The sequence below is a fragment of the Streptomyces sp. NBC_01750 genome (assembly GCF_035918095.1).
In the GTDB taxonomy this organism is placed as follows: domain Bacteria; phylum Actinomycetota; class Actinomycetes; order Streptomycetales; family Streptomycetaceae; genus Streptomyces.
Window position 1 is genome coordinate 4,473,939 of record NZ_CP109137.1, and the last position, 19,200, is coordinate 4,493,138.

The following is a 19,200-nucleotide window of genomic DNA, read 5'->3' on the forward strand; positions in this document are numbered from 1 at the left end:
ACAAAACGAATGGCCAGACTCCGCTTCCGGCGCGTCAGGCGACGGTCCACCGTAGGCCTGTCGGCACCGTCAGCCAATCTGGTTATCCACAGGCCATGTGGACGACGGACCAGATGCTGTGGAGAACCCTGCGGAACCTGTGCACGGACCGGGGGACAGTACTGTGGACAAGTTCATGGCCACCCCGCCACACCCAATCTGACCTGCTATTTTTCCGTCCACTGGCTGTGGGGGAGAAAAACTTTCCCGACTGGACCAAGATCAGAACAAACGGCGCACAGAAGAAGGTGCACCAGGAGGATCGGTAAGGAGTGCAAGGCAATTGCATCTCTTACCTGTGGAAGATTAGATTGAGGCCATGACAGAGGCTCCCGCGGCACCCAAGGCTCGTCGGCGACGGCACGACCGAGAGATCATCGCACTCGCCGTCCCCGCCTTCGGCGCCCTTGTCGCCGAGCCCCTCTTCGTGATGGTGGACAGCGCCGTCGTCGGCCATCTCGGCACCCCGCAACTTGCCGGACTGGCGGTCGCCTCGGCGCTCCTGATGACCGCCGTCAGCATCTTCGTTTTCCTCGCCTACGCCACCACAGCCGCCGTCGCACGCCGCGTCGGCGCGGGCGATCTCGCGGCCGCCATCCGGCAGGGCATGGACGGCATCTGGCTCGCTCTGCTGCTCGGTATCGCAGTCATCGCTGCCACCTTGCCCACAGCCCCCTGGCTCGTCCAGATCTTCGGCGCCTCCGACACCGCCGCCCCGTACGCCACCACATATCTGCGGATCTCCAGCCTTGGCATCCCCGCGATGCTCATCGTGCTGGCCGCCACAGGCGTACTGCGCGGTCTGCAGGACACCAGGACCCCTCTGTATGTGGCCATCGGTGGCTTCGCCGCCAACGCGGCACTCAACGCTGGCCTCGTCTACGGCGCCGGTCTCGGCATCGCCGGCTCCGCCTGGGGCACCGTCATCGCCCAGTGCGCGATGGCCGCCGCCTATCTGGTCGTGGTGGTACGGGGAGCGCGTCGGCACGGTGCCTCCCTGCGCCCCGATGCCGCCGGGATACGGGCCAGTGCTCAGGCCGGTGTCCCCCTCCTGATCCGGACGCTCTCGCTGCGGGCCGTCCTGATGATCGCCACTGCCGTCGCGGCCCGCCTCGGTGACACCGAGATCGCCGCCCATCAGATCGTCCTGTCCCTGTGGAGCCTGATGGCCTTCGCACTCGACGCGATCGCCATCGCCGGGCAGGCGATCATCGGCCGCTATCTGGGAGCCGACGACGCCGAGGGCGCCCGGCAGGCCTGCCGCCGCATGGTGCAGTGGGGCGTCGCTTCCGGTGTGGTGCTCGGCATCTTGGTCGTGGCCTCACGGCCACTCCTGCTCCCCGTGTTCACCAGCGACCATGCGGTGCACGACACTCTGCTCCCGGCATTGCTGGTGGTCGCCGTATCTCAGCCGATCGCAGGCGTGGTCTTCGTCCTCGACGGCGTACTCATGGGGGCCGGTGACGGCTCCTACCTGGCCGGAGCCATGCTGGTGACGCTCGCGGTCTTCGCCCCTGTCGCCCTGCTCATCCCGACTTTCGGAGGCGGACTTACTGCCTTGTGGTGGGCCATGACCCTGATGATGACGGTGCGCATGCTGACTCTCTGGCTGCGAATGCGCTCCGGCCGCTGGCTCGTCACCGGTGCGACCCGCTGAACGACGGCTGCCTGGCCGAGGCAACCTGTCCGAGTCACAGGGTCGTTGTTTCACGTGAAACGGGCGACTGGGACAAACAGCGAGAGGGCCGCACCCTTGGGGTGCGGCCCTCTTGTGCCATGCAGCGCGTGCTCCGCAGAGCGCAGCGTTACGCGGCGACGACCTCGACGCCGAGCTTCGCGGCAACCTCGGGGTGCAGACGCACAGACACCTGGTGCGAGCCCAGGGTCTTGATCGGCGAACCGAGCTCAACGCGGCGCTTGTCGACGTCCGGACCACCGGCAGCCTTGATCGCCGAGGCGATGTCGGCCGGGGTGACGGAGCCGAAGAGGCGGCCGGCGTCGCCGGAGCGAACAGCCAGACGCACCTTCACGGCCTCGAGCCGGGCCTTGATCTCATTGGCCTGCTCGATCGTCGCGATCTCGTGGATCTTGCGGGCGCGGCGGATCTGCGCCACGTCCTTCTCGCCACCCTTGGTCCAGCGGATCGCGAAACCACGCGGGACCAGGTAGTTGCGAGCGTAACCGTCCTTGACGTCAACGACATCGCCGGCGGCACCGAGGCCAGAGACCTCGTGGGTGAGGATGATCTTCATTGGTCGGTCACCCTTCCCTTATCGCGCGGTGGACGTGTAGGGCAGCAGCGCCATCTCACGGCTGTTCTTCACGGCCGTGGCGACGTCACGCTGGTGCTGCGTGCAGTTGCCGGTAACGCGGCGGGCACGGATCTTGCCGCGGTCGGAAATGAACTTCCGCAGCATGTTCGTGTCCTTGTAGTCCACGTAGACGGTCTTGTCCTTGCAGAATGCGCAGACCTTCTTCTTCGGCTTGCGCACAGGCGGCTTCGCCATGTGTATCTCCTGTGTGATCAAGAAGTGGGGTACGAGCTGCCCTTAGAAGGGAGGCTCGTCCGAGTAGCCGCCGCCGGAACCGCCGGAGCTTCCGGAGCTTCCGCCCCAGCTGCCCCCGCCGCCCTGCTGCTGGCCGCCGCCGGCCGGCGCGCTGGTGGCCCAGGGGTCGTCGGCGGGTGCACCGCCGCCGCCCTGCTGCGGACCACCACTGGGACCGCCGCCCCAGTTGCCGCCACCCTGCTGCTGGCCGCCGCCGTAGCCACCCTGGCCACCGCGACCGGTGGTCTTGGTGACCTTGGCCGTGGCGTTCTTCAGGCTGGGGCCGACTTCCTCGACGTCCAGCTCGTAGACCGTGCGCTTGACGCCCTCGCGGTCTTCGTAGGACCGCTGCTTCAGCCGGCCCTGCACGACGACGCGCATGCCTCGCGTAAGCGACTCCGCGACGTTCTCCGCCGCCTGACGCCAGACCGAGCAGGTGAGGAACAGGCCTTCGCCGTCCTTCCACTCATTGGTCTGCTTGTCGAAGATGCGGGGAGTGGACGCGACACGGAACTTCGCGACCGCCGCACCGGAGGGGGTGAAGCGCAGCTCGGGGTCGTCGACGAGATTGCCGACGACCGTGATGACGGTCTCGCCTGCCATGGGTGAACCTCTCGGCGGGGATTGCTTCTGGCTGCTTGCTGCTACTCGAACCCGATGACCTCTGAGCTAGGTGCTCAGTGGGTCTCGGGACGGAGGACCTTGGTCCGGAGGACCGACTCGTTCAGGTTCATCTGGCGGTCGAGCTCCTTGACGACCGCAGGCTCGGCCTGCAGGTCGATGACCGAGTAGATGCCCTCGGGCTTCTTCTTGATCTCGTAAGCGAGACGACGACGGCCCCAGGTGTCGACCTTCTCAACCTTTCCGTTGCCCTCACGGACGACGGAGAGGAAGTTCTCGATCAGCGGGGAGACAGCGCGCTCCTCGAGATCGGGGTCGAGGATGACCATCACTTCGTAGTGACGCATGTAAAACCCACCTCCTTTGGACTCAGCGGCCACGGTCGTTCCGTGGCAGGAGGGTCGTGATGCGTAAGCAACGGTATCGGCCGCCACTGACAATCCGGGAGGATCGCGTACTGGCCTGGGCAGACACCGGTGCAGACCGTACAGAGTACCTGGAGACAGGCTTCCGGTTGAAATCCGGTGGCCAGGGGACGCAATCTGTACACATCGGGTGTGCGCGGCGCTACGATGCGCCGCCTTCCGGCAACGCCAGGAGGTGCCTCATGGCACAGGCAATGCGACGTCAGTCCCAGGTCTCCCTCTTCGCCACCGACGGCAAGCCCCATCCCCTTCAGGACACGCTGATGGCGGTGACGCTGGTGCTCGGCGTTCTCGCCTTCGTGTCGGCGATGTTCTACAACCTCCATCTGCTCAGCTCGTGGGCCGGGCTCGTGGGGATCATTACGGGCGCGTACGGACAGTTCATCTCGGCGACGACCCGCGAACGCTTCGCCTTGATCATCGGTCTCGGCGCTTCCGCGGTCGGCTTCTACCTCGGCATGGCACACGGCGGACTCTTCGGCGGACTCTTCTAAGGCAGAACAGCAAACAGGAGGGGACGGGGCCACAGAGGACGCTCTTCCCTACAGGCCATCCGGGGCGCTCCCCCAGCGCAGTAGGCTTCGGCGCGAGAGCCGGAGCCCCTGTACCCATGGGGACACACCTGCCGAGGAGCGCCCCGCATGAGCCTGACCCTGAGGACCATCAGCCGAGAGCAGCATCTGGCTTACATCCAGAGCCTGCCCGCGGCAAGTCACTGCCAGGTCCCGGCGTGGGCTGATGTGAAGACAGAATGGCGCTCCGAGAACCTTGGCTGGTTCGACAAGAGCGGTGAACTGGTCGGCGCCGGCCTGGTGTTGTACCGCCAGCTGCCCAAGATCAAGCGCTATCTCGCGTACCTGCCCGAGGGCCCGGTGATCAACTGGTACGCGCCGAACCTGGACGACTGGCTGCAGCCGATGCTCGCCCACCTCAAGCAGCAGGGCGCCTTCTCCGTGAAGATGGGCCCGCCGGTGGTCATCCGCCGCTGGGACGCGGCCGCCATCAAGTCCGGCATCCAGGACCCGGACGTCAAGCGGCTGCGTGACGTCGAGGCCAGCCACATCGAGCCGCGTGCCTTCGAGGTCTCCGACCGGCTGCGCAAGATGGGCTGGCAGCAGGGCGAGGACGGCGGCGCCGGATTCGGCGACGTGCAGCCCCGCTATGTGTTCCAGGTACCTCTCGCCAACCGCTCGCTGGACGATGTCCTCAAGGGTTTCAACCAGCTGTGGCGGCGCAACATCAAGAAGGCCGAGAAGGCCGGCGTCGAGGTCGTCCAGGGCGGCTACGACGACCTCGCCGAGTGGCAGCGCCTGTACGAAGTCACCGCAGAGCGCGACCACTTCAGGCCCCGCCCGCTGTCGTACTTCCAGCGGATGTGGTCCGTCCTGAACAGCGAGGACCCCAACCGGATGCGGCTGTACTTCGCCCGCCACGAGGGCGAGAACGTCGCGGCCGCGACCATGCTGATCGTCGGCGGCCACGTCTGGTACTCCTACGGTGCCTCCGCCAACCACAAGCGCGAGGTCCGGCCCTCGAACGCGATGCAGTGGCGAATGCTGCGGGACGCGTACGCGATGGGCGCGACCGTCTACGACCTGCGCGGCATCAGCGACTCCCTCGACGAGACCGACCACCTCTTCGGCCTGATCCAGTTCAAGGTCGGCACCGGCGGCGAGGCCGTCGAGTACGTCGGCGAGTGGGACTTCCCGCTCAACAAGCTGCTCCACAAGGCACTCGACATCTACATGTCCCGCCGCTGAAGTCGCCACGGCCGACGCCGCTGACGACGCCGCGCACAACGCCGTAGTCTCGTAAATCTCGTACATACCCCTGATACACCGCAGCCACCAGAAAGGTTCCGGGCCGGCCATGGCGCTCTCCCTCTACGTCGACACCGCGCGCTGGCGGGCGCACCAGAAGTCCGTTATCGACCAGTTCCCCGGCCTCGTGCCGGTCTGCAAGGGCAACGGTTACGGCTTCGGTCATGAGCGGCTCGCGGATGAGGCATCCCGCTTCGGCTCGGAGATGCTGGCCGTCGGCACCACCTACGAGGCGGCCCGGATCAAGGACTGGTTCAGCGGCGATCTCCTCGTCCTCACGCCCTTCCGGAGGGGCGAGGAGCCGGTCCCGCTCCCCGACCGTGTCATCCGCTCCGTCTCATCCGTCGACGGTGTGCACGCACTGGTGGGAGCGCGGGTCGTCATCGAGTGCATGAGCTCCATGAAGCGCCACGGCGTGAGTGAGCAGGAGCTCGGCCTGCTGCACGCCGCGATCGAGGACGTACGCCTCGAAGGCTTCGCGCTCCACCTCCCCCTCGACCGTACGGACGGCTCCGACGCGGTCGAGGAGGTCATCAGCTGGATGGACCGGCTGCGCGCGGCCCGGCTGCCGTTGCACACCATGTTCGTCAGCCATCTGCGCGCCGAGGAACTGGCCCGTCTTCAGCAGCAGTTCCCGCAGACCCGATTCCGCGCCCGCATCGGCACGCGGCTGTGGCTCGGCGACCACGACGCCACGGAGTACCGCGGCGCCGTCCTCGACGTCACCCGTGTCGCCAAGGGCGACCGCTTCGGCTACCGCCAGCAGAAGGCCGCATCCGACGGCTGGCTGGTCGTCGTCGCCGGCGGTACGTCCCACGGCGTCGGCCTGGAGGCACCGAAGGCTCTGCACGGTGTGATGCCACGCGCCAAGGGTGTCGCCCGCGCGGGCCTGGCGACGGTCAACCGCAACCTCTCGCCGTTCGTCTGGGCGGGCAAGCAGCGCTGGTTCGCCGAGCCGCCGCACATGCAGGTCTCGATCCTGTTCGTACCGTCGGACTCGCAGGAGCCGAAGGTCGGCGACGAACTGGTGGCTCACCTGCGCCACACGACGACGCAGTTCGACCGTCTCGTCGACCGCTGAGCCCCTCTTCCCCGCGCGGCCCCTGGCCCCAATGCCCTAGGCCGACGGCTGAGGCCCCGTACCGGACGCCTGGGGCTGCTTCCCCCAGTCCACCCGCGGACCCTCCACCGCGTGCGCCGCATGCCGCGGAGGATGCGCCGCACGCCCCAGTACGAAGACGTCGTCCGCCCCGTCGAGAACGCCGCCCGACGGGTCATCGGATCCGTCCGTCCGTACGCCGTCCCGCTCCGGCTTCAGGATGTCCCGCACCACCACCGCGCACAGGTACAGCGTCCCCAGCAGATGCAGGGCGATCGCTACTTGATAGCCCTCGGGCGGCAGGCCCTTGTGCTTGGGGCTGGTCGTGTACGCGAGGTACATCCAGATCCCCAGGAAGTACATGACCTCGCAGGACTGCCAGATCAAGAAGTCCCGCCAACGCGGCCTGGCCAGCGCGGCGAGCGGAATCAGCCACAGTACGTACTGCGGTGAATAGACCTTGTTGGTGATGATGAAAGCGGCGACAACCAGGAAGGCGAGCTGTGCGAAACGCGGCCGCCGCGGCGCGCTCAGAGTCAGCGCGCCGACACCCGCGCACGCCAGGATCATCAGAAGCGTCGCGTAGGTGTTCACCGACTCGACTTCCAGCGGCTCGCCCGTACGCTGCGTGATGATCAGCCAGAAGGAGCCGAAGTCGACCTGCCGCTCCTGGCTGAAGGTGTAGAACTTCTTCCACCCCTCCGGCGCGAGCAGCATCACGGGCAGGTTCACCACCAGCCAGGCGGCTGCCGCGCCGAGCGCCGCAGTGACGAACTCCCGCCATTTACCCGCCCGCCAGCACAACAGCAGCAGCGGACCGAGCAGCAGCACGGGATAGAGCTTGGCGGCGGTCGCGAGCCCGATGAGGATGCCGAATGCCAGCGCCCGGCCACGCGACCACATCAGCATCGCGGCGGCCGTGAGCGCCACGGCCAGCAGATCCCAGTTGATGGTCGCGGTGAGCGCGAAGGCGGGCGCCAGGGCCACCAGCAGAGCGTCCCAGGGGCGGTGGCGATGTGTGCGGGTCACACAGACGGCGATGACCGCGGTACAGATCATCAGCATGCCCGCATTGACCATCCAGTACATCTGCTCCTGGTTCTGCATGGAGCCACCGGCCACGTCGAGCCACGACGCGACCTGCATGAACAGCCCCGTCAGGACGGGGTACTCCAGGTACTCCATGTCCCCGGGCAACCGGTCGAAGTACGGAATGCGGCCTTCGGAGAAGCCGCGTCCCAGGTACAGGTGCGGAATGTCCGAGTAGCAGGCGTGCGTGTACTGCGAGCTGGCGCCCCTGAACCAGGCCCAGTCGTAACACGGCATCTTCTGCACCATGCCGAGCGCAAACATCCCGATCGCCACGAGTGCGACGACACGCACGGGAGTGAGCCAGCCGTTGCCGCCGCGCCAGGCCCAGCGGCCGGCCGGACCGCCGATCAGCTCGCTGCCGGCGGTGGCGACGGAGTCCCGCCACGTGGGCCGTACGTCCGGCCGGTCCTGGTACACGCTCATCTCATCTGCGCTGGGCATGCTGCACATCCTGCCGTACGGGGCTTGGGACAGGGCGAGGGCCGCCACACCGGAGGCACAGGCTGGTGTGCGTACCGGGCGGCGGCCCTCGTGGCGTTGCGGAAGCCGGCCCTGGACCGGCTGCTAATTCCCGGATCCGCCTCCGATGAAGCCTCCGTTGCCGTTGGTTCCTGGTGGTGTCGTCGACGGACTTGTCGAAGGCGTCCCGGTGGGTCCGCCGTTGGCTCCGCCCTTGCCGTTGCCGCCGCCATTGGCGCCACCCGCGGCGCCACACGTCCAGTCCTGCCAGGGATCACACGACTGGCTCGGGTCGGGAGAGCCGGACGGCGAGCTCGACGGCGAGCTCGACGGCGTCGAGGACGGGGTGCTGGACGGCGTGGTCGACGGCGTCGGAGCCGGGCTGGAGGCGCCCCCGCCCCAGACGGCCTCACCGATGGGCTCGGGGTCGGGGAAGCCCTCGGGGTTCGTGTTCTTGAGCGCGTCCTTCATGTACGTCTGCCAGATCTCGGAGGGGAAGGACGCTCCGTGGATCTTGTCCTGGCCCCCGGTGCCGTACATCTCCAGGAACTTTCGCTTCTTGTTCTTCTCGTTGTCGTCGAGCCGGTACATGTCGATGGCGGTCGACAGCTGCGGCGTGTAGCCGACGAACCAGGCCGACTTGTTGCCGTCGGTCGTACCGGTCTTGCCGGCGACCTGCCGGCCGGGGAGCCGGGCGTTCTTGCCGGTGCCCTCGGGCTCGTCGACGACAGACCTGAGCACGTCGGTCACATTGCTCGCGACGGCCGTGGAGAAGGCCTGCTTGGTCCTGTCCTCGTGCTCGTAGACCGTCGTGGCCTCATGCTCGACCTTTCTGACGGAGAACGGCTCACGCTGCTTGCCGTTGGCCGCGAACGTCGAGTAGGCGCCGGCCATGCGGATGGCGCTGGGGGAGGAAATACCGATCGAGAACGACGGGACGTTCGACTTGGACAAGGAGGACTCGAGCAGGCCGGCCTTCACCGCCGCCTCTCTGACCTCCGGGATACCGATGTCCATGCCCAGCTGCACGAAGGGCGAGTTGGCGGAGTGGACCATGGCTTCACGCAAGGTGATGTTCTTGTACGACTCACCGCCGTCGTTGGTCTGCAGCCACTCCTCTCCCTTCTCGTTCGTCCAGATGGAACCGTCGTATTTCTTGATCTTGAGCTTGTTCTTGCCGTTGTAGACGCTCTTGTCGGGATCGACTTTCTTGCGGTACTCCGGCGTCTGGTCCTCGGGCTCCCTGGGATCACGCACGCCGGTTTCCATCGCGGCCGCCAGGACGAACGGCTTGAAGGTCGATCCGACCTGGGCACCGGTCTCGTTGGCGTTGTTGGTGAAGTGCCTGGTCGCGTCGTCGCCGCCGTAGATGGCAGCGATCGCGCCGGTCTTCGGGTTGACCGAGGCGCCGCCGAACTGCACAAAAGTGTCCGTGTCCGGGCGCTTCTTGGGCTTGATGTTGGCGTCCTGGACCTTCTTGACCGCGGCCTTCAGCTTTTCGACCTTGTCCTTCTCGAAGGTCGTGTGAATCTCGTAGCCGCCCTTCGCGAGGTCGTCGGCGTCGATGCCCCGGTCGTTGTTGTTGAGGAAGTTGGACTTGGCAAGGTCCACCAGGTAGCCGACCTGCCCGCTCAGCTGGGCGTTCTTCTTGATCGGATCGGTCTTCGGGAGCTTTGTGAACGTGGCCCGCTTGGCGGCAGGGAGATGGCCGTCCTTGACCATCTCGTCGAGGATCCAGTTCCAGCGCTCGGTGGCGCGGGCCGTGTTGGCCTGGGGCGTCGCCGCAGGGTCGATGTCCACAGCGCCGGCCGGGTCGTAGTAGGTGGCGCCCTTGAGGAGCGAGGCCAGGAACGCGCACTGCCCGGCGTTCAGATCCTTGGCATTCGTGCCGTAGTACGTGCGGGCGGCGGCCTGGATACCGTAGGCGCCGCGTCCGTAGTACGAGGTGTTCAGATAGCCGGCCATGATCTCCGGCTTGTCCAGTTCGGTTCCGACCTTTATGGAGATGAACAGCTCCTTGAACTTACGGTTCAAGGTCTGGGACTGGTCGCCGAGCCGTGCGTTCTTCACATACTGCTGGGTGATGGTGGAACCACCCTGGGTCTGCCCGCCCTTGGCCATGTTCACCAGGGCTCGGCCGATACCCATCGGGTCGATGCCGGAGTCGGTCTTGAACGTCTTGTTCTCCGCCGAGATCACCGCGTTCTGCATGTCCTCGGGGATCTGCGCGATCGGGACGATCTGCCGGTTGATCTCACCGCCGGTGGCGGCCATCTGAGTGTCGTCCGCCCAGTAGTAGACGTTGTTCTGCGCCTCGGCCGTCTTGTTCGGGTCCGGAACCCCCACCATCGCGTACGCGATGGTGGCGGCGGCCATCAGACTGCCGACGAAGCCCAGGCACAGCCCGGTGACGAGCTTCCACGACGGCATCCACCGCCGCCATCCGTACTTGTTGTGGCGCGGGTAGTCGATCAACCGCTTCTTGGACGGCCGCCCACCGCGGCCGGGACCGTCATGGCCCCCGCCACCGCCACCGCCACCGCCGCCGCGTCGGCCGCCACCGCGACCTCCGTGGCCGGCGCCCACGCCTTCTTCCACGCGCCGGCGACCACCGCCGTTGCGCTGGGCGGCTCGGCGGGCTTCGGCGCGGCCGGTGTACGGACGCTCCTCGCCATACGAGGCGGAAGGGGAGCCTGACGTGGTACCCCGGTTCGGGGCTGCGCGGCGGCCAGCGGGCGGCTGGGCGGCGCGCCGGGCCCCGGCTCGTCCGCCACCCGGCTGCTGCGGCGGTTTGCGACGGTGCTCGCTCATCGAACGACTACTCCTCGGGCAGGCGAGACGCCTGGAAGCGGCAGTTGAGTTCCGGTCCCCCCGAAATGGATACGGACCAGTTCCGCAAGGAACTCATCCGCTGTGCATCCACGCCAAGGACGCTCACAGGCGTCACATGGTTCCCGGCGGTCTGCATGCCGCACAGACTACGCACGGTCGAAACCCACCTAGCGCCAAAATTCACTCCAAATCAGGCAAATCGACTCCTGTGAATTGACGATGTGACGCCGTTCACCATGACCCCTCTTGTCGCAACAGCAACGTCGTTCTATCGTGCTGATGTATCGACTCGATACATCAGCACGACATAAGAGGACCGACATGGCGAGGGAGGCGACGATGAGCAGGCGCTCCGGCATCCTCGAGTTCGCCGTGCTCGGTCTTCTCCGTGAGGCCCCGATGCACGGATATGAGCTGCGGAAACGGCTCAATACCTCACTGGGGATCTTCCGGGCCTTCAGCTACGGGACCCTCTACCCCTGCCTCAAGACGCTGGTCGCCAACGGCTGGTTGATCGAGGAGCCGGGAAGCGCTCCTGAGGACGCCCTCGCCGCATCACTCGCAGGGCGTCGCGCCAAGATCGTCTATCGGTTGACCGCGGAAGGTAAGGAGCACTTCGAGGAGCTGCTCTCGCACACCGGCCCGGACACCTGGGAGGACGAGCACTTCGCAGCTCGCTTCGCCTTCTTCGGGCAGACGGAGCGCGAGGTGCGGATGCGGGTGCTCGAGGGCCGTCGCAGCCGGCTGGAGGAGCGTCTGGAGAAGATGAGCGCCTCCCTGGCTCGTACCCGCGAGCGCCTCGACGACTACACGCTTGAGCTGCAGCGCCATGGAATGGAGTCCGTGGAGCGCGAAGTGCGCTGGCTGAACGAGCTCATCGAGAGCGAGCGATCGGGGCGGGAACGGCGACAGCCCTCACCCGAGAACTCTGCTCAGCAGGACAACACACCTGGAGCGACGGGCGGCCTGCCCCGGCACAGGGGTGCCGAGTCGTCCGGGGGCATGTCCCCAGGATCCTCCACCCCGCCGGATCCGTCCGACGACACCGCCAAGTGAAGCTCTGCGATCCGCAGGGTTTCATCGGAATACCGAGATCACACAGGGAGCAACCGGAATGGGTTCGGTTCGTGTAGCCATCGTCGGCGTGGGCAACTGCGCCGCCTCGCTGGTGCAGGGCGTCGAGTTCTACAAGGACGCCGACCCGGCCGGCAAGGTGCCGGGTCTGATGCACGTCCAGTTCGGCGACTATCACGTCTCTGACGTCGAGTTCGTTGCCGCCTTCGACGTGGACGCCAAGAAGGTCGGCCTCGACCTGGCGGACGCCATCGGCGCCAGTGAGAACAACACCATCAAGATCTGCGACGTGCCGAACTCGGGCGTCACCGTGCAGCGTGGTCACACCTACGACGGCCTGGGCAAGTACTACCGCCAGACCATCGAGGAGTCGGCCGAGGCTCCGGTGGACATCGTCCAGACCCTCAAGGACAAGCAGGTCGACGTCCTGGTCTGCTACCTGCCCGTCGGTTCCGAGGACGCTGCGAAGTACTACGCGCAGTGCGCCATCGACGCCAAGGTCGGCTTCGTCAACGCTCTCCCGGTCTTCATCGCCGGCACCAAGGAGTGGGCGGACAAGTTCACCGAGGCCGGCGTACCGATCGTCGGCGACGACATCAAGTCGCAGGTCGGTGCCACCATCACGCACCGCGTCATGGCGAAGCTCTTCGAGGACCGGGGCGTTGTCCTGGACCGCACGATGCAGCTGAACGTCGGCGGCAACATGGACTTCAAGAACATGCTCGAGCGTGAGCGCCTGGAGTCCAAGAAGATCTCCAAGACGCAGGCCGTCACCTCGCAGATCCGCGACCGCGATATGGGCGCGGACAACGTCCACATCGGTCCTTCGGACTACGTGGCCTGGCTGGACGACCGCAAGTGGGCCTACGTCCGACTCGAGGGCCGTGCCTTCGGCGAGGTCCCGCTGAACCTCGAGTACAAGCTTGAGGTCTGGGACTCCCCGAACTCCGCGGGCATCATCATCGACGCCGTCCGCGCCGCGAAGATCGCCATGGACCGCGGCATCGGCGGCCCGATCCTCTCCGCGTCCTCGTACTTCATGAAGTCCCCGCCGGTCCAGTACTTCGACGACGAGGCTCGCGAGAACGTCGAGAAGTTCATCAAGGGCGAGGTCGAGCGCTAAGCGTCCGTCCTGCTCAACCGCGGAGGGTCCCCGGGTAATCCGCCCGGGGACCCTCCGCGTATGTGACGCTTGCTCGCATGCCTGTCGTACGTGATCTGCGCGTACTCCTGCGCCTGAATGACTTCCGCCGGCTGCTGACGGTCCGGCTGCTCTCCCAGTCGGCCGACGGCGTCTACCAGGTGGCGCTCACCGCGTATGTGGTCTTCTCCCCGGAGAGACAGACCTCCCCGGCCGCGATCGCCTCCGCCATGGCCGTGCTGCTCCTGCCGTACTCCCTGATCGGCCCCTTCGCCGGCGTCCTGCTCGACCGCTGGCAGCGCCGTCAGATCCTCCTGTACGGGAATCTGCTGCGGGCCCTGCTGGCCAGCAGCACCGCACTGTTGATTCTGGCCCCGGCGCCCGACTGGCTCTTCTACGCCTCGGCCCTGTCCGTCACAGCGGTCAACCGCTTTGTGCTGGCCGGCCTCTCTGCCGCGCTGCCCCGTGTGGTCGACGCCGACCGGCTCGTCATGGCGAACTCTCTCTCGCCCACGGCCGGCACCCTCGCCGCGACCGCGGGTGGCGGACTCGCCTTCGCGGTACGGCTGGTGTCCGAGGACTCCGATGCCGCGGTGGTGCTGCTCGGCTCTGCCCTATACCTCTGCTCGGCACTGGCCTCGCTCCGGATGGCACGTGAACTGCTGGGCCCTGAGCAAGAGTTGGTACAGCCGCGGCTGGCTGCCGTGCTGGCGTCAACGGCTCATGGTCTCGTAGCCGGACTGCGGCATCTCTCCGAGCGGCGCAGGGCAGCCCGTGTGCTGGCCGCGATGACGCTGATGCGCTTCTGCTACGGCGCGCTGACGGTGATGGTGCTGATGCTCTGCCGGTACGCCTGGTCCGACACGGAGTCTGACGGACTTGCGCTGCTCGGTCTGGCCATCGGCATCTCGGGGGCGGGATTCTTCGCGGCGGCGGTGCTGACTCCGTGGGCGGTCGGCCGGGTCGGTCAGTGCGGATGGATGGTGTGGTGCGCGGGGGCGGCTGCCGTTCTCGAACCGGCGCTGGGGCTGCCGTTCGCCCCTGTACCGATACTGATCGCCGCGTTCGTCCTGGGGCTCATCACTCAAGGCGCAAAGATTTCGACGGACACCGTGGTGCAGACATCCGTGGACGACGCCTATCGCGGCAGGATCTTCTCCCTCTATGACGTGCTGTTCAACGTCGCCTTCGTGGGCGCCGCGGGAGTCGCCGCGCTGATGCTGCCCCCTGACGGCCGGTCGGTTCCCCTGGTCGTCGTGGTCGCGTTCATTTACGCGGTTGTCGCGGTAGCCATGGCCCGTTGGAGCCGTGTTGGCGCGGTGATATAGCGTGCCCGCGTCAAACAAACGATCACAAGCGTTCACGGGGGACTACCCGCATGACTTATCCGCCGCAGCAGGGCTCAGGCGCGTATGGACACCCTGCCCCGCACGCACAGCAACCTCAGCAGCCATACCCGCCGCAGCCCGGCTACGGATATCCGCAGCAGCAACAGCAGCCCTACCCGCAGCAGCCTCAGCCGGGCTACGGCCACCCTCAGCAGCAGGGACAGCCTTACCCTCCGCAGCAGCAGTGGGGCGCCCCGCCGCCCCCGGCGCCCTCGTCCAGTGGCGGCGGTCTCGGCGCCAAGACCATCCTGAAGATCATCGTGGCCGTCATAGCCCTGATCGTCTTTGCGGTCGTCTACTTCATGAGCCAGGACGACGCCGACAAGGCGGAAGCCGGCGACTGCATGAAGAACAGCGGATCCACGGCCAGCGCCGATCTTGAGGTCGTGGACTGCGGCGACTCCAAGGCCGCCTACAAGGTCGTCGAGGTCCTCCCCAACACGACGGACACGACCCGCTGCAAGGGCAAGTCCGACTCCAGCTATGTCGAGCAGACACGCGGGGGAAGGCGCAGCTCGGGCACCCGATTCGTGCTCTGCCTGAACGAGATCAAGAAGTAACCACATACGCCGAGGGGCGGTGTTTCACGTGAAACACCGCCCCTCGGCGTATCGAAACGGCGCCATGTTTCACGTGAAACATGGCGCCGTTTCACGCTCCGTCCTGGGCCGCCCACCATTCCTTCAGCGCCGCGACCGCAGCATCATGCCCCATGGGCCCGTTCTCCAGCCTCAGCTCCAGCAGGAACGCATACGCCTTGCCGATCACCGGCCCGGGACCCACGCCCAGGATCTCCTGGATCTGATTGCCGTCCAGATCGGGCCTGATGGCATCCAGCTCCTCCTGCTCCTGAAGCTGCGCGATGCGCTGCTCCAGCCCGTCGTAGGCCCGGGAGAGAGCGCTCGCCTTGCGCTTGTTGCGCGTGGTGCAATCCGAACGGGTCAGCTTGTGCAACCGGGTCAGCAGCGGCCCCGCATCACGTACGTACCGCCGCACCGCCGAGTCGGTCCACTCGCCGGCCCCGTACCCATGGAAGCGCAGATGCAGCTCGACCAGCCGCGAGACGTCCTTGACCATGTCGTTGGAGTACTTGAGCGCAGTCATCCGCTTCTTGGTCATCTTCGCGCCCACCACCTCGTGGTGATGGAAGGAGACCCGGCCGTCCTGCTCGAAGCGCCGCGTCCGCGGCTTTCCGATGTCATGGAAGAGCGCTGCCAACCTCAGCACGAGGTCCGGGCCGTCCTCCTCCAGTTCGATGGCCTGTTCCAGGACGATCAGGGAGTGCTCGTACACATCCTTGTGCCGATGGTGCTCGTCGCTCTCCAGACGCAACGAAGGCAGTTCGGGCAGCACATGGTCCGCGAGGCCGGTGTCGACGAGCAGCGCCAGCCCTTCGCGCGGATACGCGCAAAGGATCAGCTTGTTCAGCTCTTCGCGCACCCGTTCGGCGGAGACGATCTCAATGCGCTCCGACATCGCCTTCATCGCGGCCACGACCTCGGGCGCCACCTCGAAGTCCAACTGCGCGGCGAAACGCGCAGCCCGCATCATGCGCAGCGGGTCGTCGGAGAATGACTCCTCGGGCGTACCGGGGGTTCGCAGGACACGCGCGGCGAGATCCTCCAGACCGCCGTGCGGATCGATGAACTCCTTCTCCGGCAGCGCCACGGCCATCGCGTTCACAGTGAAATCGCGGCGTACGAGGTCTTCCTCGATCGAATCGCCGTAGGAAACCTCAGGCTTCCGCGAGGTCCTGTCGTACGCCTCCGAGCGGTAAGTGGTGACCTCGATCTGGTAGCCGTCCTTCTGGCAGCCGACCGTACCGAAGGCGATCCCGACCTCCCAGACCGAGTCCGCCCACGGACGGACGATCTTCAGTACGTCCTCGGGACGGGCGTCCGTCGTGAAGTCCAGGTCATTGCCGAGCCGGCCGAGCAGTGCGTCCCGGACCGAGCCGCCGACCAGGGCAAGGCTGAACCCGGCCTCCTGGAAGCGGCGGGCCAGGTCGTCGGCGACAGGGGACACCCGCAGCAGTTCACTCACCGCGCGGCGTTGCACCTGGCTCAGTGCAGTGGGGTCAGTGGGGTTGTCTTCATTGGCGTTCGGCACAACAGAAAAGGGTACGTGCCCGGGCCGACCGGAGCGCCCCTGTTTTCGGAGGCACCGGAAGCACCCTTGCGATCATGTGGGGCACTCCGCGGCACTTCGGAGCCGCGCACCTCGTTACCATGCGTGGACGCAGGAACCGAGAAGCACCAGAGGCACCAGACGACGAGGGACGGGCGAGCGCGTGGCCAAGGCGGCAGACTTCAAGGGGATGAGTCCTTCTCCTGCCCGCCGGTGGCTGCGACGCACAGCCTCCGTGATCACCGGCGCCCTGCTCGTGGCCGGACTGCTGTGCGGTCCTGCCGCCCCTTCTCCGTATGCCGCCGAGACCGCCGAAGCCGCCACAAACTCCCGCACGGTCGATGTGTCTCTCGACACTCTTACACCGGTCGCCCCCGGTAAGAGCGACACACTCACCATCTCCGGCTCGGTGTACAACAAGGGCAAGCAGACCGTCACCGACGCTCAAGTCGATCTTCGGGTGGGGCCGACACTGTCCAGCAGGACCGCCATCGACCGTGTCGGCGCGCGGACCGGCTATGCCTCGGGTATCGATGGTGCGCCGGTCGACGGCAAGTACACGGTCAAGATCCCGAAGCTCCCCTCACACATCAGCCGCGACTTCACACTGTCGGTCCCGGTGAGTGATCTCGGGCTCGACGACGACGGCGTCTACCAGCTCGGTGTGTCCCTGTCCGGTCAGACCCCGGCCGAGCCCTTCGACCATGTGCTGGGCATCGAGCGCACCTTCCTGCCCTGGCAGCCCGAGGCCACAGCGAAGAAAACCCAGTTCACCTATCTTTGGCCGCTGATCTCCTCCACGCACCTCACCGCGGAAACAGGGTCCGACGAGCAGCAGACCCCGGTCTTCGAGGACGAGACTCTGGCCAGGGAACTTGCCCCCGGCGGGCGGCTCGAGCAGCTCGTCTCGCTCGGCAGCGATCTGCCCGTGACCTGGGTCATCGACCCGGATCTGCTGGCCACCGTCGATGCGATGACAAGGAACTACCGGGTCAAGAACGGGACCACCACAGTCGCGGGGAAGAACCAGGCCCTTGCCAAGCGGTGGCTGCGCTCCGTCGAAGCCGCAGTGCAGGGGCGCAAGGTCGTCGCCCTGCCGTTCGCCGACCCTGATCTGGCGTCCCTGGCACACCGCGGCAAGGACGTCTCCGGCTCGCTCAGCCATCTGCAGCCGGCCACCGAAGTCGCGGAGACGACGGTGGAGACGATCGTCCATGTGAAGCCGACCGTCGACTTCGCCTGGCCGGTGGACGGAGCGATCGACTCCTCGATCATCGATGTCGCCACTTCCGCCGGCGCCCACAAGGTGATCGCCCGCAGCGACAGCCTGCGGGACGACCTGTCGTACACGCCCAGCTCGGCGCGGCCGATCGGCGGCGGGACGACGGCCGTGGTCGCCGACGACCGGCTCTCCACCGCTTTCCAGGGCGACATGCTCACGACCGGATCTTCCACTCTCGCGGTGCAGGAGTTCCTCGCTCAGACGCTCGCTCTGACGCTGCAGGCCCCGGCCAAGGAGCGGAGCATCGTCGTCGCCCCGCAGCGGATGCCGACGGCGTCCCAGGCGCAGTCCATGGCCCGCGCCCTGAAGGCCCTCAATGCTCAGCGCTGGACCCGGCCACTCGACCTGGTCGCAGCCGCGGGCGCCAAGCCTGACGCCGATGCCACGACCAGAGTGCCGCCCTCCTCCCGCTACCCCGGTCAGCTGCGGAAGCAGGAGCTGCCGGTCCAGGCCTTCCAGGACATCCGGACCACACAGAGCACCCTGGACAACTTCAAGGTCATCCTCACCGCACAGGACCGGGTGGTGACGCCCTTCGGACGGGCGATCGACCGGGAGATGTCCACGTCCTGGCGCGGCAGCCCAGCGGCGGCCCAGCAGTACCGCGACCGTGTGCGGACCTACCTGCAGAGCCTCACCGAAGAGGTGCAGCTGATCGAGAAGTCGCAGGTGACCCTGTCGGGGCGCAGTGCGACCATCCCGGTCACCGTGCAGAACAAGCTGGTCCAGGGCATCGACCATCTGGTGCTCCGGCTGAAGTCGGACAACCCCACCCGCCTCAGCCTCGACGACGACAAGGGCATCGCCGAGCAGCCGATCAAGGTCGAGGGCGGCCACAGTCAGTCGGTGAAATTCGCCGCTTCGGCCAACGCCAACGGCCCTGTGCAGATGACGGCCCAGCTCTACACCGAGGACGGCAAGCCGTACGGCCTGCCCATGGAGTTCACGGTGAAGGTATCCGAGATCACACCGACTGTGATGCTCGTCATCGCGGGAGGTGTCCTGCTGCTCGTCCTCGCAGGCGTCAGGATGTACAGCCAGCGCAAGCGCGCGGCTGCCCGCGAGGCGGCCACGGAGGACGCAGAGGCTGCTGAGGGCACTGAGGGCTCGGAAGGTGACATCGACAGCCCCGATCCCGGGCAGGCGAGTGACCCGACACCGGACACCGGACCGGAAAGCGGCGACCCGTTGGACACGGGTGAGAAAGTGGACCGTTGAGCGATGTCTTGGCCGGCCGGCCGGGGACGATGAGGTG

17 protein-coding genes are annotated in these 19,200 nt (G+C 66.7%); 10 read left to right on the forward strand and 7 right to left on the reverse strand.

All coding sequences use genetic code 11. From position 1 onward, the window contains the following. Positions 1–358 precede the first annotated feature (358 nt). Complete coding sequence (locus OG966_RS20105) at positions 359–1,696, forward strand: MATE family efflux transporter (protein WP_326651114.1); 1,338 nt, start codon at positions 359–361, stop codon at positions 1,694–1,696. A 148-nt stretch (positions 1,697–1,844) separates the two neighbouring features. On the opposite strand, the gene rplI is transcribed toward OG966_RS20105, so the two are convergent. The 4 genes from rplI to rpsF all read right to left on the reverse strand — a co-directional run bounded on the left by rplI (position 1,845) and on the right by rpsF (position 3,553). Further along, entirely contained in the window at positions 1,845–2,291 is a 447-nt protein-coding gene (gene rplI / locus OG966_RS20110; protein WP_326651115.1) for a 50S ribosomal protein L9, read from the reverse strand. 18 nt (positions 2,292–2,309) lie between these two features. Then, complete coding sequence (gene rpsR / locus OG966_RS20115) at positions 2,310–2,546, reverse strand: 30S ribosomal protein S18 (protein ID WP_003956534.1); 237 nt, start codon at positions 2,544–2,546, stop codon at positions 2,310–2,312. Between the two features lie 42 nt (positions 2,547–2,588). After that, positions 2,589–3,188, reverse strand: a complete 600-nt coding sequence (locus tag OG966_RS20120; RefSeq protein ID WP_326651116.1) for a single-stranded DNA-binding protein — start codon at positions 3,186–3,188, stop codon at positions 2,589–2,591. Positions 3,189–3,262: 74 nt separating this feature from the next. Further along, on the reverse strand, positions 3,263–3,553 hold the full coding sequence (gene rpsF, locus OG966_RS20125; protein ID WP_004950685.1) for a 30S ribosomal protein S6: 291 nt from the start codon (positions 3,551–3,553) through the stop codon (positions 3,263–3,265). Positions 3,554–3,813: 260 nt separating this feature from the next. On the opposite strand from rpsF, the gene OG966_RS20130 reads away from it, so the two are divergent. From OG966_RS20130 to OG966_RS20140, 3 genes are all read left to right on the forward strand, one after another. Further along, positions 3,814–4,125 (forward strand): hypothetical protein, encoded by a 312-nt coding sequence (locus OG966_RS20130; protein WP_326651117.1) that lies wholly within the window; start codon positions 3,814–3,816, stop codon positions 4,123–4,125. A 147-nt stretch (positions 4,126–4,272) separates the two neighbouring features. Next, a complete protein-coding gene (locus OG966_RS20135; RefSeq protein WP_326651118.1) occupies positions 4,273–5,391 on the forward strand; it encodes a lipid II:glycine glycyltransferase FemX in 1,119 nt (372 codons plus the stop codon). 109 nt (positions 5,392–5,500) lie between these two features. Beyond that, a complete protein-coding gene (locus OG966_RS20140; protein WP_326651119.1) occupies positions 5,501–6,532 on the forward strand; it encodes an alanine racemase in 1,032 nt (343 codons plus the stop codon). Between the two features lie 36 nt (positions 6,533–6,568). On the opposite strand, the gene OG966_RS20145 is transcribed toward OG966_RS20140, so the two are convergent. Together OG966_RS20145 and OG966_RS20150 are read right to left on the reverse strand one after the other, a co-directional pair. After that, a complete protein-coding gene (locus OG966_RS20145) occupies positions 6,569–8,083 on the reverse strand; it encodes a glycosyltransferase family 87 protein (protein WP_326651121.1) in 1,515 nt (504 codons plus the stop codon). Between the two features lie 123 nt (positions 8,084–8,206). Next, complete coding sequence (locus OG966_RS20150; protein ID WP_326651123.1) at positions 8,207–10,576, reverse strand: transglycosylase domain-containing protein; 2,370 nt, start codon at positions 10,574–10,576, stop codon at positions 8,207–8,209. A 39-nt stretch (positions 10,577–10,615) separates the two neighbouring features. On the opposite strand from OG966_RS20150, the gene OG966_RS20155 reads away from it, so the two are divergent. The 5 genes from OG966_RS20155 (at position 10,616) to OG966_RS20175 (ending at position 15,096) form a co-directional block, all read left to right on the forward strand. After that, positions 10,616–10,798 (forward strand): hypothetical protein, encoded by a 183-nt coding sequence (locus OG966_RS20155; protein WP_326651124.1) that lies wholly within the window; start codon positions 10,616–10,618, stop codon positions 10,796–10,798. Positions 10,799–11,272: 474 nt separating this feature from the next. Next, a complete protein-coding gene (locus tag OG966_RS20160; protein WP_326651125.1) occupies positions 11,273–11,989 on the forward strand; it encodes a PadR family transcriptional regulator in 717 nt (238 codons plus the stop codon). Between the two features lie 58 nt (positions 11,990–12,047). After that, on the forward strand, positions 12,048–13,130 hold the full coding sequence (locus tag OG966_RS20165) for an inositol-3-phosphate synthase (protein WP_326651126.1): 1,083 nt from the start codon (positions 12,048–12,050) through the stop codon (positions 13,128–13,130). Between the two features lie 77 nt (positions 13,131–13,207). Continuing rightward, positions 13,208–14,476: an MFS transporter gene (locus OG966_RS20170; RefSeq protein WP_326651128.1), complete on the forward strand. Its 1,269-nt coding sequence runs from the start codon at positions 13,208–13,210 to the stop codon at positions 14,474–14,476. Between the two features lie 50 nt (positions 14,477–14,526). Further along, a complete protein-coding gene (locus OG966_RS20175; protein WP_326651129.1) occupies positions 14,527–15,096 on the forward strand; it encodes an LppU/SCO3897 family protein in 570 nt (189 codons plus the stop codon). Positions 15,097–15,187: 91 nt separating this feature from the next. Here OG966_RS20175 and OG966_RS20180 read toward each other — a convergent pair whose 3' ends face one another. Next, positions 15,188–16,645, reverse strand: a complete 1,458-nt coding sequence (locus tag OG966_RS20180; protein ID WP_326651130.1) for a CCA tRNA nucleotidyltransferase — start codon at positions 16,643–16,645, stop codon at positions 15,188–15,190. Positions 16,646–16,826: 181 nt separating this feature from the next. Between OG966_RS20180 and OG966_RS20185 the strand changes: the two genes are divergently transcribed. After that, positions 16,827–19,163 carry a DUF6049 family protein gene (locus OG966_RS20185; protein ID WP_326651132.1) on the forward strand — a complete coding sequence of 779 codons (2,337 nt, stop codon included), beginning with the start codon at positions 16,827–16,829 and terminating at the stop codon, positions 19,161–19,163. Positions 19,164–19,200: the final 37 nt, after the last annotated feature.